The sequence below is a fragment of the Rhodococcus sp. YL-1 genome (assembly GCF_001942025.1).
In the GTDB taxonomy this organism is placed as follows: Bacteria; Actinomycetota; Actinomycetes; order Mycobacteriales; family Mycobacteriaceae; genus Rhodococcus_F; species Rhodococcus_F qingshengii.
In genome coordinates, this window is record NZ_CP017299.1 from 2,199,400 (window position 1) to 2,213,862 (window position 14,463).

The 14,463-nt window shown below is 61.8% G+C and carries 14 protein-coding genes; 7 read left to right on the forward strand and 7 right to left on the reverse strand.

The window, feature by feature from the left end:
- The first annotated feature begins 80 nt into the window (after nucleotides 1-80).
- Nucleotides 81-977 (forward strand): LysR substrate-binding domain-containing protein, encoded by an 897-nt coding sequence (locus BH682_RS10295; RefSeq protein WP_030535055.1) that lies wholly within the window; start codon nucleotides 81-83, stop codon nucleotides 975-977.
- Here the strand turns inward: BH682_RS10295 and BH682_RS10300 are convergent.
- Both BH682_RS10300 and glpK read right to left on the reverse strand, forming a co-directional pair.
- Nucleotides 974-2,395: an MFS transporter gene (locus BH682_RS10300; protein ID WP_075832817.1), complete on the reverse strand. Its 1,422-nt coding sequence runs from the start codon at nucleotides 2,393-2,395 to the stop codon at nucleotides 974-976. The two genes, BH682_RS10295 and BH682_RS10300, sit on opposite strands and share 4 nt — an antisense overlap.
- 171 nt (nucleotides 2,396-2,566) lie before the next feature.
- Nucleotides 2,567-4,057, reverse strand: a complete 1,491-nt coding sequence (gene glpK, locus BH682_RS10305; RefSeq protein ID WP_058039065.1) for a glycerol kinase GlpK — start codon at nucleotides 4,055-4,057, stop codon at nucleotides 2,567-2,569.
- A gap of 108 nt (nucleotides 4,058-4,165) precedes the next feature.
- On the opposite strand from glpK, the gene BH682_RS10310 reads away from it, so the two are divergent.
- The 3 genes from BH682_RS10310 (at nucleotide 4,166) to BH682_RS10320 (ending at nucleotide 7,317) form a co-directional block, all read left to right on the forward strand.
- Nucleotides 4,166-5,908 carry a glycerol-3-phosphate dehydrogenase/oxidase gene (locus tag BH682_RS10310; RefSeq protein WP_003940825.1) on the forward strand — a complete coding sequence of 581 codons (1,743 nt, stop codon included), beginning with the start codon at nucleotides 4,166-4,168 and terminating at the stop codon, nucleotides 5,906-5,908.
- A 99-nt stretch (nucleotides 5,909-6,007) separates the two neighbouring features.
- Nucleotides 6,008-6,550 carry a hypothetical protein gene (locus BH682_RS10315; RefSeq protein WP_003940921.1) on the forward strand — a complete coding sequence of 181 codons (543 nt, stop codon included), beginning with the start codon at nucleotides 6,008-6,010 and terminating at the stop codon, nucleotides 6,548-6,550.
- A 50-nt stretch (nucleotides 6,551-6,600) separates the two neighbouring features.
- On the forward strand, nucleotides 6,601-7,317 hold the full coding sequence (locus tag BH682_RS10320) for a GAF and ANTAR domain-containing protein (protein ID WP_003940742.1): 717 nt from the start codon (nucleotides 6,601-6,603) through the stop codon (nucleotides 7,315-7,317).
- Here BH682_RS10320 and BH682_RS10325 read toward each other — a convergent pair.
- A complete protein-coding gene (locus BH682_RS10325; RefSeq protein WP_058039067.1) occupies nucleotides 7,286-8,233 on the reverse strand; it encodes a LysR family transcriptional regulator in 948 nt (315 codons plus the stop codon). The genes BH682_RS10320 and BH682_RS10325 overlap by 32 nt on opposite strands.
- Nucleotides 8,234-8,386: 153 nt before the next feature.
- On the opposite strand from BH682_RS10325, the gene BH682_RS10330 reads away from it, so the two are divergent.
- Nucleotides 8,387-9,763: an MFS transporter gene (locus tag BH682_RS10330; protein WP_003940819.1), complete on the forward strand. Its 1,377-nt coding sequence runs from the start codon at nucleotides 8,387-8,389 to the stop codon at nucleotides 9,761-9,763.
- The gene (locus BH682_RS10335; protein WP_064688928.1) at nucleotides 9,760-10,503 is read left to right on the forward strand and encodes a 3-hydroxybutyrate dehydrogenase; all 744 of its coding nucleotides are present in this window, start codon (nucleotides 9,760-9,762) and stop codon (nucleotides 10,501-10,503) included. The genes BH682_RS10330 and BH682_RS10335 overlap by 4 nt, the downstream gene beginning before the upstream one ends.
- Nucleotides 10,504-10,539: 36 nt before the next feature.
- On the opposite strand, the gene BH682_RS10340 is transcribed toward BH682_RS10335, so the two are convergent.
- From BH682_RS10340 to BH682_RS10350, 3 genes are all read right to left on the reverse strand, one after another.
- Nucleotides 10,540-11,424, reverse strand: a complete 885-nt coding sequence (locus BH682_RS10340; protein WP_064689003.1) for an aldo/keto reductase — start codon at nucleotides 11,422-11,424, stop codon at nucleotides 10,540-10,542.
- A gap of 102 nt (nucleotides 11,425-11,526) precedes the next feature.
- The gene (locus tag BH682_RS10345; RefSeq protein ID WP_003940745.1) at nucleotides 11,527-12,063 is read right to left on the reverse strand and encodes a hypothetical protein; all 537 of its coding nucleotides are present in this window, start codon (nucleotides 12,061-12,063) and stop codon (nucleotides 11,527-11,529) included.
- 17 nt (nucleotides 12,064-12,080) lie between these two features.
- The gene (locus BH682_RS10350) at nucleotides 12,081-13,022 is read right to left on the reverse strand and encodes an oxygenase MpaB family protein (RefSeq protein ID WP_042449607.1); all 942 of its coding nucleotides are present in this window, start codon (nucleotides 13,020-13,022) and stop codon (nucleotides 12,081-12,083) included.
- Between the two features lie 87 nt (nucleotides 13,023-13,109).
- Between BH682_RS10350 and BH682_RS10355 the strand changes: the two genes are divergently transcribed.
- Entirely contained in the window at nucleotides 13,110-13,679 is a 570-nt protein-coding gene (locus tag BH682_RS10355; protein WP_003941028.1) for a TetR/AcrR family transcriptional regulator, read from the forward strand.
- Here the strand turns inward: BH682_RS10355 and BH682_RS10360 are convergent.
- Nucleotides 13,666-14,457: a DNA-formamidopyrimidine glycosylase family protein gene (locus BH682_RS10360; protein WP_075835229.1), complete on the reverse strand. Its 792-nt coding sequence runs from the start codon at nucleotides 14,455-14,457 to the stop codon at nucleotides 13,666-13,668. The genes BH682_RS10355 and BH682_RS10360 overlap by 14 nt on opposite strands.
- Nucleotides 14,458-14,463: the final 6 nt, after the last annotated feature.

The following is a 14,463-nucleotide window of genomic DNA, read 5'->3' on the forward strand; positions in this document are numbered from 1 at the left end:
TGTACCTCTTCTTGTTCTTTCGCGCACTCGGTCGGTTTCGGAACTTGACATGTTCGGCCGGTGTGGCGCAACAATGTCGGGTGGAAATTCATCAGATCAACGCATTTCTCGCGGTGGCTGAGGAGCTACATTTCGGCCGTGCGGCGCAGCGGCTTCGGATTGCGCAACCGCCGCTGAGTCGAACGATCAGGCAATTCGAGAAACAGCTCGGTTCGCCGTTGTTCGATCGGAGCACTCGAACTGTGCGGCTCACTGCTGCCGGTGAAGCGCTGCTGCTTCCGGCGCGCGAGATTCTGGACGCGTGCCGGATGGCCGAGATCGCGGTGTCTGCGGCAGGCAAGGGAACGACAGGTCGCGTTCGCCTGGGTTTCGCGGGGACTTCTTCGCATCTGCTCGTCGGGCGGTGGGCGAAATTGGTGAGAAAGACCAATCCCGGTATCGAATTCGTGCTCGACAGTTCTGCTTTCGCGAACGAGGCGTTGTTGATGCTGCTCGATCGACGACTCGACATCGGGATGGTGCGGTGGACCGTACCGCCGCTCGGGATCACGTCGAGATTGATCGCCGAGGAGAACTTTCTGGTGGCCATGTCCAAAGACCACCCGTTGGCGTCGAGGGACTCGGTTCGGTTGATCGAATTGGAGTCCGAGAATTGGGTGACGCTTCCGGCGGAGCCAGGTTCGATTCTGCGGGAGTCTCTGCTCACTGCCTCGAAGAACGCAGGGTTCCTGGCTCGCATCGTGCAGACGGCACCGGATTCGATGTCGTTGATCGCGCTGGTGTCCGCGGAAATCGGATGCTCGTTGACCATTTCCTCGGTGGCCCAGAGCATCGTGAATCCTGATGTTGTCTTTGTTCCGGTCATGGACCCACCTCCTCCTCTTCAACTGCGTATCGCCTGGCGAGAGGGAGACGACAGACCTGCTCTTCTCGAAGTGTTGAAATTGTCCGAGCAGGCGCTGCCGTCCCTGGCCTAGACGGTTGCCCGACCGGTAGGAATCTCACCCGCTTCGGACTTCGGCGAGTTCGCAATATCGACAAGAGTGTTTTCGAGTTCGAGTTCGAGTTCGTCGTAGTCCGCTTGTTCGGCCGTCGAGAGTTCGCCCGCGTTGTAGCCGGTACGTCGGAGCAGGAGCAGGGTGCAGATCAGCGAGACAAGGGCGTACAGCCCGGATACGATCGCGACCCCGACGATATTGCCTGACGTGTTGAGCATCCACTGCGCCAGTACGGGAGTTCCGCCGCCGACGACAAGGGAACACAATTGGTACGCCGTCGACAGACCGGTGTAACGGATGTTGGCGGGGAAGGCCCGAGCGAGAACGCCGGCGATGGCGCCGTAGAACATCGAGTGCGGGATCGTGGCCAGACACATCGCGACGACTGCGATGGTGAAGTTCCCGGTTCGGATCGCGAAGAACATGGCGGGCATGAGGACGAACTCCGGTATCACCATCAGGCACATGGCTTTTCGCATGTCGATCTTGGAGACCAGGACGGCACCGAAAGGTTGGACGATGAACTGCACGACGAGCGCGATCGCGATGGCGGCCAGGAAGGTTCCTCGATCGTATCCGAGTTCTTTTGTAGCCCAGGACAATGCGAAGGTGTTCTTGAAATAGGTGACCTGGGCGAGGGGGAGTGCGCCGGCGCCGAGGAGAACCAGTACCCAGTGCTTGCGCAAGACTTCGGCGAGCGGAAGCTTGACGACCTTCTTGCGTGCGAGAACGGCCTTCATCTCGTCCGACTCTTCGAGTTTGAGGCGAATGATCATCCCGAGAATGACCAGCACCGCCGAGATGATGAACGGGATGCGCCATCCGTACAGGAGGAACGACGGCGTCGGCATCGAGGACAGAAGGAAGAACGCGATGGTGGCCAACAGATTTCCGGCGGGTGAGCCCTGTTGGGCGAACGCGGAGTAGAGGATGCTCTTGCCCTTCGGTGCATTCTCGCTGGCAATGAGCACTGCGCCGCCCCACTCGCCACCGACCGCGACTCCTTGGATGACGCGAAGGGTGACCAGACCGATCGGCGCCCAGATCCCGACCTGTGCGTAGGTGGGGAGGAGTCCGATGCCTACCGTGGCGACACCCATCATCATCAAGGTGATGACGAGAGTGTTCTTGCGTCCGATCCGGTCGCCGAGGTGACCGAAGATGATCCCGCCGATCGGCCTGGCGAGGAAGCCTGCCCAGAGTGTGATGAAGGCGAGGAGAGTTCCGACTCCGTTCGGGAGAGTGTCGGAGAAGAAGATGTCGCCGAATACCAGGGCAGCGGCAGTGCCGTAGATGTAGAAGTCGTACCACTCGATAGTGGTTCCGATGAACGAAGCGATACCGGCTCTTCGCGCCTTGGCGTTGATCTCCTCGGAACTGCGAGTGGGTGAACTCATGCGTGGCGACCTTTCTCTGCAACATTCGCGGCGCCGAAACGTGGCGTGCCTGAATGAGATTCGCAGAGTGGTGTAGGTCACGTCCAATACCAACTTGGTCGCCTATTGATACCTCAGGAGTATCAATAGGCGACCATGATCAGCTCTTCCGGTATGGAAGGATCGGGGTGATTACTCGGACCAGTTGTACGTCCGCTCGACGGCCTTGTTCCACTCCGCGTACAGCCGTGACCTTTCGGACTCGTCCATCGCCGGTTCCCAGGTTTGGCCGACGGCCCAGTTGTTGCGGATGTCTTCGGTGTCGGCCCAATAACCGATGGCGAGGCCCGCTGCGTATGCAGCACCGAGAGCTGTCGTTTCGTTGACCACCGGGCGGATGACGGGAACTCCGAGGATGTCCGACTGGAACTGCATCAGGGTTTCGTTGACCACCATGCCGCCGTCGACCTTCAGTGCGGACAGTTCGACTCCCGAATCCGCTCGCATGGCGTCGATGACCTCGCGGGTCTGGTATGCCGTCGCCTCGAGCGCTGCGCGGGCCAGGTGTCCCTTGTTGACGAACCGCGTCAGACCGACGATGACACCCCGGGCATCCGGTCGCCACCGAGGTGCGAACAGCCCGGAGAACGCGGGCACGAAGTAGGCGCCGCCGTTGTCGTCGACACTTGCGGCGAGCGGCTCGATGTCCTTGGCGTTCTGAATGATTCCGAGATTGTCTCGAAGCCACTGGACCAAGGAACCCGTCACGGCGACGGAACCTTCGAGTGCGTACACGGCTGGGGCTTCGCCGAGTTTGTAGCAGACGGTCGTCAGTAGTCCGTGCTTGCTGTGCACCGGCTTCGTGCCCGTATTGAGAAGCATGAAATTGCCGGTGCCGTAGGTGTTCTTGGCTTCACCCTCGGAGAGGCAGGCCTGGCCGAATGTGGCTGCCTGCTGGTCACCGAGGATTCCGGCGACCGGCACACCGGCGAGATTGCCGCGTGGACGTCCTGTGCCGTAGACCTCTGAGGAACTACGGATTTCCGGGAGCATCGACATCGGGATTCCGAAGTCCGCACAGATCGATTCGTCCCACTGGAGGGTCTCGAGATCCATCAGCATCGTGCGTGACGCATTGGTGACATCTGTCACGTGGACGCCCTCGGTCAGGTTCCACACGATCCACGTGTCGACAGTGCCGAAGCACAATTCGCCGGCCTCCGCTTTTGCTTTCGCACCGTCGACGTTGTCGAGAATCCAGCGGATCTTCGGCCCGGCGAAGTAGGTCGAGAGTGGTAGTCCGGTCTTGTCTCGATACTTGTCCGGACCCTCGTCGCCGCCCAGTTCGACACACAGTTGATCCGTGCGCGTGTCCTGCCACACGATCGCGTTGTAGATCGGCTCACCCGTCGAACGCTCCCAAACGACGGTCGTCTCACGCTGATTCGTGATTCCGACGGCAGCGATGTCGGCCCGCGTGAGATCGACCTTCGCGAGAGCGCCGGCCACCACCTCCCGAGTGTTGATCCACAGCGCCGCCGGATCGTGCTCGACCCAACCTGCTCGCGGGAAAATCTGCTCGTGTTCTTTCTGCGCAACGCTCACCACGGCGCCGTCGTGATCGAAGATCATGCAGCGGCTCGACGTCGTGCCTTGGTCGATGGCGGCGATGTATTGATTCACTGTGCTCCTAGGTTCGGGCGTGTTCGCAGTAATCCGTGCGCTGTCGCAGTATGTGGATCAAGCTACTAGCCTGTAAACGGATTCGTCGTCGACTTACAGGAGACCGGGTTGAGTAAGCAGCAAGGTGCGCAGTTTCTCGGCCCGCAGCAGCGCGAAGCTGCTTGGGAACAACTTCAGACCGAGCAATTCGACGTCGTCGTGGTGGGCGGTGGTGTCGTCGGTGTCGGAGCGGCCCTCGATGCGGCCACCCGCGGGCTGAAGGTTGCGTTGGTCGAGGCCCGTGACTACGCATCCGGTACGTCCAGTCGCTCGTCGAAGATGTTCCACGGCGGTCTCCGCTATCTCGAGCAACTCGAATTCGGCCTCGTTCGTGAAGCATTGCGTGAGCGCGAGCTCTCGCTGACCACGCTCGCTCCGCACCTGGTCAAGCCGCTGAAGTTCCTGTTCCCTCTGGCTCACCGCGTGTGGGAGCGCCCGTACATGGCCGCGGGAATCTTCCTCTACGACCGAATGGGCGGCGCCAAGTCGGTCCCCTCCCAGAAGCACTTGACGCGGGCGGGCGCACTGCGCATGTCGCCGAGCCTCAAGCGCAGTTCACTGACCGGTGGCATCCAGTACTACGACACCGTCGTCGACGACGCTCGGCACACCATGACCGTTGCACGGACCGCCGCCCACTACGGCGCGGTCGTCCGAACGTCGACGCAGGTCGTGGGATTTCTGCGTGAAGCGGACCGGGTCTCGGGAGTTCGTGTTCGCGACTGCGAAGACGGCCGTACCGCGGAGGTCAAGGGTCACGTCGTCATCAATGCAACCGGTGTCTGGACGGACGAAATCCAGGCCCTCTCACGTCAGCGCGGACGGTTCCGGGTGCGAGCGTCGAAGGGCGTACACATCGTCGTCCCGCGCGATCGCATCGTCAGTGAAGCCGCCATCATCCTGCGTACCGAGAAATCGGTGCTGTTCGTCATTCCGTGGGGCAGTCACTGGATCATCGGCACCACGGACACCGACTGGAACTTGGATCTCGCTCACCCAGCGGCAACCAAAGCAGATATCGACTACATCCTCGGCCACGTGAACTCCGTTCTGGTCACGCCGCTGACGCACGCCGACATCGACGGTGTCTACGCAGGCCTGCGTCCGCTGCTTGCCGGTGAGAGCGACGAGACGTCGAAGCTCTCGCGCGAGCACGCCGTTGCCCGTGTGGCTCCAGGCCTGGTCGCCATCGCCGGTGGAAAGTACACGACGTATCGGGTCATGGCGGAAGACGCCGTCGACGTCGCAGCAGAAGACATTCCGGCGCGAGTGGCATCGTCGATCACGGAGAAGGTGCCGCTCGTCGGCGCCGACGGATACTTCGCGTTGATCAATCAGACTGTGCAACTGGGCGAGCAGTACGGCTTGCATCCGTATCGCGTCAAGCACTTGCTCGACCGCTACGGTTCACTCATCACGGAGGTCCTCGAACTCGGCCGACAGACGCCGGAGTTGTTGCAGCCCATCACAGATGCCCCCGATTACCTTCAGGTCGAGGCTGTGTACGCCGCCGCGGCCGAGGGTGCATTGCACCTCGACGACATCCTGGCTCGCCGCATGCGCATCGCAATCGAGTACCCGCATCGTGGTGTCAACTGTGCGCAACAGGTTGCCGGATTGGTTGCCCCGATTCTCGGTTGGGATGCCGCCACCGTCGAGCGCGAGGTCGACACGTACCGAGCGCGCGTCGAAGCGGAGATCGAGTCGCAGACCCAGCCGGACGACGAGTCGGCCGACGCCTTGCGCGCCGCAGCGCCGGAGTCTCGGGCCGAGATCCTCGAACCCGTCGTCGTGGTGCCGGATCGGGTCTGAGTCGCCCGTCGTTTGTTCTCGGTCTGTCGCGGGTAGGCGGATGTCGAATCACCACCCGTGTCAGCACAGACCGGTCGAGCGTCGCCCAGGAGGATCCCAATGTTCGGTAGTCGGTCGAGATCTGCTGAGGAACACATAGCCACTGCTTATCTGGTCACTCACCTGTGCGGAGCGATGGTAGGGCTGCAACTCTCGCGGTCACTCTCGGACTCGTACGGCGCGTGGGCCGACGGTGAGCTGGACTCGTTGCCGGGTGAGCTCGAGTACGAGATCGAGCAGCTGCTGCAACTGATCGAGGACACCCAGGGCATATCTCTGCCGCGGTACTCCAAGATCGACGCGACGGTCAATCGGATCAGGCGCCTCGTCCATGTCGACGCCATCTGGCGCAACCGTCTCGTGAAGCTGGCAACTCTCGAGATCATGCGGACCGCTCTGTGCGGCAAGAGTGCGATGTGGGAGGTCCTGAGAGACATTCCGGCCGGGGAGACGGAGGAGCAGTACCGCGAGCTCAACGACCTGGTGTCCAAGCAGATCACCACCGTCACGGCTCTGCATCACCGCGCGGCCACGGAAGCTTTTCAGGGGACGGACGGGCGGGAATCGGCGAGCGGCGGCGACCCCATCCGCTCGAGTAAGTAAGGTTTGTACCGTTCGGTGAAGAATTCGATGAACGGTAGACCCCGAGGTGTATGGAGATGGCTGAGCGCGACCAAGCACTGACAGAACCCACGGCAGTGTTCGCGGCGTTGGCGGAGATCCTCTACTCCGCCGCAGACAGCGCCGAGGTGTACTCCGCGATCTGTTCGGCGGCTGTCGAGTTGATTCCCGGTTGCGATCACGCAAGCCTGATGCTGCGACGGGGAAACACCAACGTCACGGTAGCGGCAAGCGACGAGATCGCCGAGCATGCAGACGATCTCGAACGTGCGACTGGCGAGGGGCCGTGCATCGACGCCCTCGACACGGAGGCGCCGCAGCTCGAGTCAGATCTTCGCACTCCGAATCAGTGGCCCGAGTTCGCTCGGAAAGTAGTGGCAGAGACACCCATTCGTGGCTCGATGGGGTTCCGACTGATGGTCGATCGTCAGAAGTTCGGTGCCCTCAACCTCTTCTCCGACACTCCGGGAGCATTCACGGAAACTGTTGCCGACCACGCGATCATGTTGGCATCGTTTGCATCCGTGGCCGTCACCGCGCTGAACCGAGGAGAGGATGCCGACTCGCTGCGGCGAGGTCTGGCGAGCAGTCGCGAAATCGGTCAGGCCGTCGGTCTGCTGATGGCATTGCATCGGGTGTCCGACGACGAGGCCTTCGACATTCTGGTGCGAACCTCGCAGAACATGAACGTCAAGATCGCCGAGTTGGCGCGCAAGGTCATCGTCCAGCATCGTTCGACTCTGGACTGAGCGCTTCGTTCGCCCCGGGAGAGCCGAGGAGTTGAGATCGCTTGCGATCCACCGTCTCTCGAAGTGCCGTCACCACCGCTGCGACTTCCGGTCGGCGCAAGGATTCAGAACGAGCCACCAACCAGTACGAAAGTCTGACTTCGATGTGAGTCGGCAGCACGCGAATCAGATCGTCGTGCTGCTCGGCCATGAAGCAGGGGAGCAGGCCGATGCCGGCACCCGCGCGCGTTGCCTCGATGTGGACGAACACGTTGGTGGACGTGACGGCCTCGCGCATGGAAACCGTGAGCTTGCGGGCCAGATCGAGTTCGTCGACCTGCAGCATCGAGTCGATGAAATACACGAGCGAGTGTTCGGCCAGCTCTTCGGCGCTTTCGGGCACTGCATTCTGACGTAGATACTCTCGGGAGGCGTACAAACCCAGCGCGTAGTCGGCCAGATGGACGGCCTCGGCGCGGTGAACTTGAGGTTTGCCGACAACAACCTCGATGTCGAGCCCCGAGCGTATCTGCGACGCCTTTCTGGTCGCGACGACTATCTCCACGCTCACGCGAGGATGGCGTCTGCGAACCGCTGCGCCGGCGGGGGCCGCGATGTATGCGCTGAAGCCGTCGGTGGCCGAGACCCGCACGACGCCGTCGAGTTGCTGCTGACCGGTGGAGTCGAGTGCCAGTTCGTTCACCGCGGCCTCGATGCGCTCGGCCGCGCTGAGGGCTTGTCTGCCCAGGTCGGTCAACTCCCAGCCGCCGGACGAGCGGACCAGTACACGGCCGCCGAGGCTCTTCTCGAGCGAGGCGATGCGGCGCGAAATGGTGGTGTGGTTGAGGCCCAGGTCGTCGGCGGCGGTGTTGAAGCGGCCGGTGCGACCGACCGCGAGAAGCACCAGTAGGTCGTCCGGGCTCAGTCCGAGTGTCATATCTGCATTTTTGCACCTGTATGGTGCGAGATTTGTCATTGTCGTGCCAAGAATCTGCACCGATACTCATCGAGTCACAAAAAATGTGCGAGCGGTCACATTCCTGATCGTGAAGAGCAGGCGAATCGCGAACTGAAGACGAGGGAGTCCACGATGAGTGTCGACAACATGCCGAAACCCGAGAGCCAAGCCCCACCATCGGGGCTGAAGAAGGTGGTCGGCGCCTCGATGGCGGGCACCGTGGTCGAGTGGTACGAGTTCTTTCTGTACGGCACGGCGGCCACTCTGGTCTTCAGCAAAGTCTTCTTTCCTGGCGGCGGCAACGAGCTGGATGCGATCATCGCGGCTTTCATCACCTACGCCGTCGGATTCGCCGCCCGGCCACTCGGCGGAATCGTCTTCGGATATTTCGGAGACAAGTTCGGCCGGAAGCAGTTGTTGCAGTTCAGTTTGCTGCTGGTCGGCGCCGCAACGTTCTTGATGGGCTGCCTACCGACCTACGGTCAGATCGGCTACTGGGCGCCGGCACTGCTGGTCACGCTGCGCTTCATCCAAGGATTTGCTGTCGGCGGCGAATGGGGAGGGGCGGTACTCCTTGTCGCCGAGCACAGCCCGAATCGATCTCGCGGGTTCTGGTCGTCCTGGCCTCAGGCCGGCGTACCGATGGGCAACCTGGTGGCCACTGTCGTGCTGTTGATCCTGACGTCGACGCTCTCGGACGAATCCTTCATGAGTTGGGGCTGGCGCGTTGCCTTCTGGCTCTCCGCGGTGATCGTTCTGGTCGGGTACTACGTTCGGACCAAGGTCACCGACGCTCCCATTTTCATTGCGGCGCAGAAGGAAGCAGAACTGGTCAAGGCAACCTCGTACAGCGTTTTCGAGGTGGTCAAGCGTTACCCGCGCGGAGTGTTGACCGCGATGGGCCTGCGTTTCGCCGAAAACGTCATGTACTACCTTGTGGTGACATTCTCGATCACCTACCTCAAGGTCGTCGTTCATGCGGACACGGCGCACATCCTCTGGTGGATGCTGATGGCACATGCCGTGCACTTCGCAGTGATTCCGTTGGTAGGCAAACTGTCCGACACGATCGGTCGACGCCCGGTGTACATGATCGGCGCCGTCACCGCCGGAACATGGGGATTCTTCGCCTTTCCGATGATGAACAGCGGGCACAATGCAGTCATCTTGTCGGCAATCATCATCGGGCTTGTGTTCCACGCGTTCATGTACGCCGGCCAACCCGCGATCATGGCCGAGATGTTCCCAACCCGGATGCGCTATTCCGGTGTCTCCCTGGGATATCAGGTCACGTCGATTGTGGCAGGTTCACTTGCTCCGATCATCGCGACCGGACTGCTGAGCAAGTTCGACTCCTCGGTCCCCATCGCGATCTATCTCCTGCTGGCATCCCTGGTCACTATCGTCGCAGTCGTTTTCGCGCGGGAGACCAAGGGAATCTCGCTCGAGTCCGTCGATGCTGCCGACGCACGAGTGCTCGCCGACGAGCGGGCCGGTGTTTCCGCATGACGCTCTCCGGCAAAACGGCACTGGTCACCGGTGGTGCCAGCGGTATCGGCGAGGCGTGTGCTCGACTCCTTGCCGCCCGCGGCGCCCACGTCACCGTCGCTGATCTCGACGACGTCGCCGCGAAGGCGCTGGCCGACGAGATCGACGGCACTGCGTTGGCCGTCGATCTCCTCGACACCGACCAACTCGTGGATCTGGCACTCGAGACGGACGTACTTGTCAACAACGCCGGCATTCAACGGGTCAGTCCCATCGAGGATTTCGACGTCGAGGACTTCCGGAAGATTCAACGCCTCATGGTCGAAGCGCCGTTCCTCCTGGTCAGAGCGGCCCTGCCGTACATGTACCGCAAAGGATTCGGGCGCATCGTCAACATTTCCTCGGTCCACGGGCTCCGCGCTTCGGCATTCAAGAGTGCGTACGTCACGGCAAAGCACGGACTCGAAGGCCTGTCGAAAGTTGTTGCGCTCGAGGGTGCCCCACACGGTGTCACCAGTAACTGTGTCAATCCGGGCTACGTCCTGACACCACTCGTGCGATCCCAGATCTCCGACCAGGCAAAGGTTCACGGAATCAGTGAATCCGAGGTTGTCGAGAAGGTGATGCTCACCGAGAGCGCGATCAAACGGATGGTCGAGCCCGCGGAAGTGGCATCGCTGGTGGGGTGGCTGGCATCGACCGAGGCGTCGATGGTGACGGGGGCTTCGTACACCATCGACGGCGGGTGGAGCGCCAGCTAGATCACTGGGGCTGCTGTGTTGTTCAAGCTGCCGGGTTCAGGCTTCGGGAATCTCGATTCCGAACTTCTCGCGGGTGATGACCTCGGGTTCGGGACCGCCGCGAACTCCGGTGTCGAGTGCGTCGATTGCGGAGAGTTCTTCGGCGGTGAGTTCGAAGTCGAACACGTCGAAGTTCTCCGCGATCCGCGAGGGAGTCACCGACTTGGGGATCACCTGGCGGCCCTGCTGGAGGTGCCAACGCAGCATCACCTGTGCAGGCGACTTGCCGTGAGCGGTCGCGATGGCGCCGATGGTGGCGTCCTCGAGGGTCGAGCCGTGGGAGCCGTCGCGGTAGAACGTGATTCCGCCGATCGGTGACCATGCCTGAGACAGAATCCCGTGATCGGCGTCGGCCTCGAGCAAAGTCGACTGCCTGAAGTACGGATGAACCTCGATCTGGTTGACCGCCGGCACCACGGACGTTGCGTCCAGGAGTCGGGTGAGGTGATCCGGCATGAAGTTACTGACTCCGATGGCGCGGACCTTGCCGTCGGCCAGAAGCGTTTCCAACGCCCTGTACGCGTCGATCGTGCGCTCGAACTCGCTCGGCAACGCCTGATGGAGGATCAGGAGGTCGAGTTGTTCGACACCGAGTTTGCCTGCGCTCTTGTCGAAGGCATGCAGAGTCTCGTCGTATCCGTAGTCGGTGATCCAGACCTTCGTCTCGACGAAGATGTCCGCGCGATCGAGTCCGGATCGCCGGATCGCCTCACCGACGCCCTTCTCGTTGCCGTAGGCCGCGGCAGTGTCGATATGGCGATAACCCGTCGATAGCGCGGACTCGACGGCGGCGAGTGTTTCGTCCGGCGGCGTCTGGTACACGCCGAAGCCAAGCGCGGGGATGTCGACGCCGTTGTTCAGTTTCAGACTCGGGATGCTCATGTCGTCCACGGTAGCGGCGGCCGGGGGTTCGGCGGGAGTGACTGCTCAGCCGGGTAACGGCAGTACCCCTTCAGGCCTGGGGATTCGCGATCGGGGGACTCGTCAATGAGTGAGCACTATCTTCAACCCGACTATGAGGGTGGCGACGGCAGCGAGGCCGAAGGCTGCCAGATGTGTGTTCGTACTGACTTTCTCGCCGTGCAGTCGGCTGATCACGTAACTGGTGGAACCGATCCGTAGGATCAAGACGATTTCCGCGATCAACTGCGCCGTCCGTGGCTCCAGGAAGTTGAACCACGCCGTCGCGAGAATGACGACAGGAACAACCGCAGAGGTGAGGATCGGGACGGAATCGCGAAGCGAGTCGATTCTCTCCGCGGTCGTCAGTCGGCGATCGTTGCGAATGCTCTCGCCGACGCCCTCGGCAAATGTGTGGGCAATGTATGTCGACAATGCCGTGCCGACCACAATCGCGGCGCCGAGCGATTCCTGAGATTTCGTCACCGGTATGAGTGCGGCGAGGACAAGAATGTTGCCGTAGATGTACGCGGTGGTCCTCGCCGCCACACGTTCTTGTCCCAGCGGCGCACCGTGAGACGTGATCGGACGGTTCAGCAGGGTTCGCAGGTCCCACTCCATGTTCAGAGCATGGCAGATCAGACCCTGGGGCTGTAGTGCATCGGGTTATCTCGCTGCTCGAGCGGGGGCAGGTTGCGCGCCGGTGTGTGGACCAGTGGTGCATCGGCGGGGATTCGGCCGTCAGCTCGATCCCATCCCGCGCGAGCACGTGGCTGATACCGGTATCGCCACGGCACCAGACGGAAGACGGCGTTGACGGTGCGGCCGACAGCGTTGTGAATTTTCTGATCGCGACTGGTCCACGAGTAGCCGAGTAGGTCTCGAACCGGTTGGTCGTACATTCCGACCGTCAGCCACACGAATCCGCGGGCGAGGGGGATTCGGGCGAGCCGCCACAACGGATCGGGTAGCCACGTCATGTACGGGGGCTTGCCGAGTCCCGACAGGTCGAGGACGTCGCGGGTCGCCTTGTTGTCTTCGAGTACGTTGCGGCACATGTGGTCCCAGTACTCCTGAAATGCTTCCCAGGTCTCGGGAACAGGGCGCATGCTCATCCCGTACAGGCGGTACCACTGAATGTGCTCGGTGAAGAGCTGACGTTTCTGGGCCTCGGTCAAGCCACCGGAGAAGTTCTCGGCAGTGACGATGGTGCCCATGAAGAACGTTGCGTGCGCCCAGTAGAAAGTGTCGGGATCGAGTGCGTGATATCGACGCCCCAACTTGTCGACGCCCTTGATTCGTGTGTGATAGCCGCGGACTTCTTCGGCTGTCTGCTGCGCGCGATCGCCGTCGAAGACCACGCCTGCAATGGGATACAGCGAGCGGTACAGCCGTTCCCACCGCTCGTCGAAGAATTGTGAATGCTCCTCGACTCCGGCGCCGAGGCCGGGGTGCATGTTCTGCATCGAACCGGCCCAGACGCCTTGCAGCATCCCGCGCCAGTCGCCGAAATACTTCCACGTCAGGGAATCCGGACCGAGGGGAACCGGGGTGCTGCTGTCGTCAAGTTGACTACGCATGTTGTCAGATTAGGATCGACAACAGCGGTAGTCAAGGATCGAATACCGGGTGCATTGAAGATCAAGTGTCGGCGAAGTGGGGAAGTTGTGAGCATCGAAGAACGCAGGGCCACTCGAAAGGCGACGTTGTTCGACGTCGGAGTGACACTGCTCGGTGCGGTCGACGGTCCGGCCGTCAACGTGCGTGCGGTCTGCAAGGCCGCCGGTTTGACCGAGCGGTACTTCTACGAAAGCTTCACCGATCGCGATCAGTACGTTGTCGCGGTCCACACGTTTGTCGCCGAGCGCGCGCAGTCGGCGCTTGCGTCGGCAGTGGAGTCGGAGACGGCATCCGAGGCCGTCGCCACCGCTGCGGTCGACGCTTTCGTCAAGCTCATGGTCGACGATCCGGCGATGGGGAGAGTGCTCCTGATCGCCCCGCTCTCGGAACCCGTCCTGAGTGGCCGCGGTATCGAATCGATGCCGGCGTTCGTCGACCTGGTGTACGACCAGTTGTCCGAGATCGCTGATCCCGTGGACAAGCAGCTGGTGGCAGTCGGGCTGGTCGGGGCGTTGTTCACACTGTTCATCGGTTATCTGGACGGCACGATCGTCGTGGACCGTGAACGATTCGTCCGCCACTGCGTCAGGCTGCTGATCAACGCTAACCAGGCGTGAAGGGCTGGCAGGCCGGGCAGAAGAAGATATTTCGCTCGGTGAGCTGATCCGGTCCGAGGGTGTCTTCTGTGATGCGAGTTCCGCAACGGCGGCATGGTTTTCCGCGTCTGCCGTACACCCATGTCTGCCTACCGGGGCGGGTGTCGCCGGTGGTGACCCGGATGCGACGTGACTTGTTGACGTTGATGGTGCGAAAAGACAGATCCACTATCGCGTCGAGATTCCCCGCGAGATGTGTCGGCGTTTTCGGGTGAATACCTCGTAGGAAGCAGATCTCGTTTCGGTACGCGTTGCCCAGTCCGGCCATCACCCGCTGATCCAGGAGCGCGATTCCGATCGGTACGGAGTCGGCAGCCCGAAGATTTCGGGCGGCCACGGAACTGTCCCAATCGGTCCCGAGCAGATCCGGTCCGAGATGTCCGACGGCCTCCTGTTCCTGCCCGAGTTCGAGGATCTCGGTGATTCCCAGTGAAAAGCCAACTGCTACAGAGTCTTCGGTGGCCAAGAGGATGCGCGCTTGATGGGCGGGTCGGCGCCAGCGCTCGCCGGGGCGATAAATCTGCCACTGACCTTCCATCTTCAGATGCGTGTGAATGGACGCTTCGCCCACTCGGATCAGGAGATGTTTTCCGCGGCTCGCGACGGAATCCACGCGGTGGCCCGAGAGATCAACCGTGGCGTAACGAGGAACGCGGACGTCGCAGGTGGTGAGTACCTTCTCGGCCAGGGCAGCGCGCAGTTCATTGGCGGCCCGCCACACGGTATCGCCCTCAGGCATGGTCGC

Bases quoted from the DNA above. Each gene is read 5' to 3' on its own strand.
- BH682_RS10325 (WP_058039067.1), bottom strand. From the start codon at position 8,233: ATGACACTCGGACTGAGCCCGGACGACCTACTGGTGCTTCTCGCGGTC.
- BH682_RS10345 (WP_003940745.1), bottom strand. From the start codon at position 12,063: ATGGAGTGGGACCTGCGAACCCTGCTGAACCGTCCGATCACGTCTCAC.
- BH682_RS10360 (WP_075835229.1), bottom strand. From the start codon at position 14,457: ATGCCTGAGGGCGATACCGTGTGGCGGGCCGCCAATGAACTGCGCGCT.
- BH682_RS10300 (WP_075832817.1), bottom strand. From the start codon at position 2,395: ATGAGTTCACCCACTCGCAGTTCCGAGGAGATCAACGCCAAGGCGCGA.
- BH682_RS10320 (WP_003940742.1), top strand. From the start codon at position 6,601: ATGGAGATGGCTGAGCGCGACCAAGCACTGACAGAACCCACGGCAGTG.
- BH682_RS10340 (WP_064689003.1), bottom strand. From the start codon at position 11,424: ATGAGCATCCCGAGTCTGAAACTGAACAACGGCGTCGACATCCCCGCG.
- BH682_RS10335 (WP_064688928.1), top strand. From the start codon at position 9,760: ATGACGCTCTCCGGCAAAACGGCACTGGTCACCGGTGGTGCCAGCGGT.
- BH682_RS10330 (WP_003940819.1), top strand. From the start codon at position 8,387: ATGAGTGTCGACAACATGCCGAAACCCGAGAGCCAAGCCCCACCATCG.
- BH682_RS10350 (WP_042449607.1), bottom strand. From the start codon at position 13,022: ATGCGTAGTCAACTTGACGACAGCAGCACCCCGGTTCCCCTCGGTCCG.
- BH682_RS10315 (WP_003940921.1), top strand. From the start codon at position 6,008: ATGTTCGGTAGTCGGTCGAGATCTGCTGAGGAACACATAGCCACTGCT.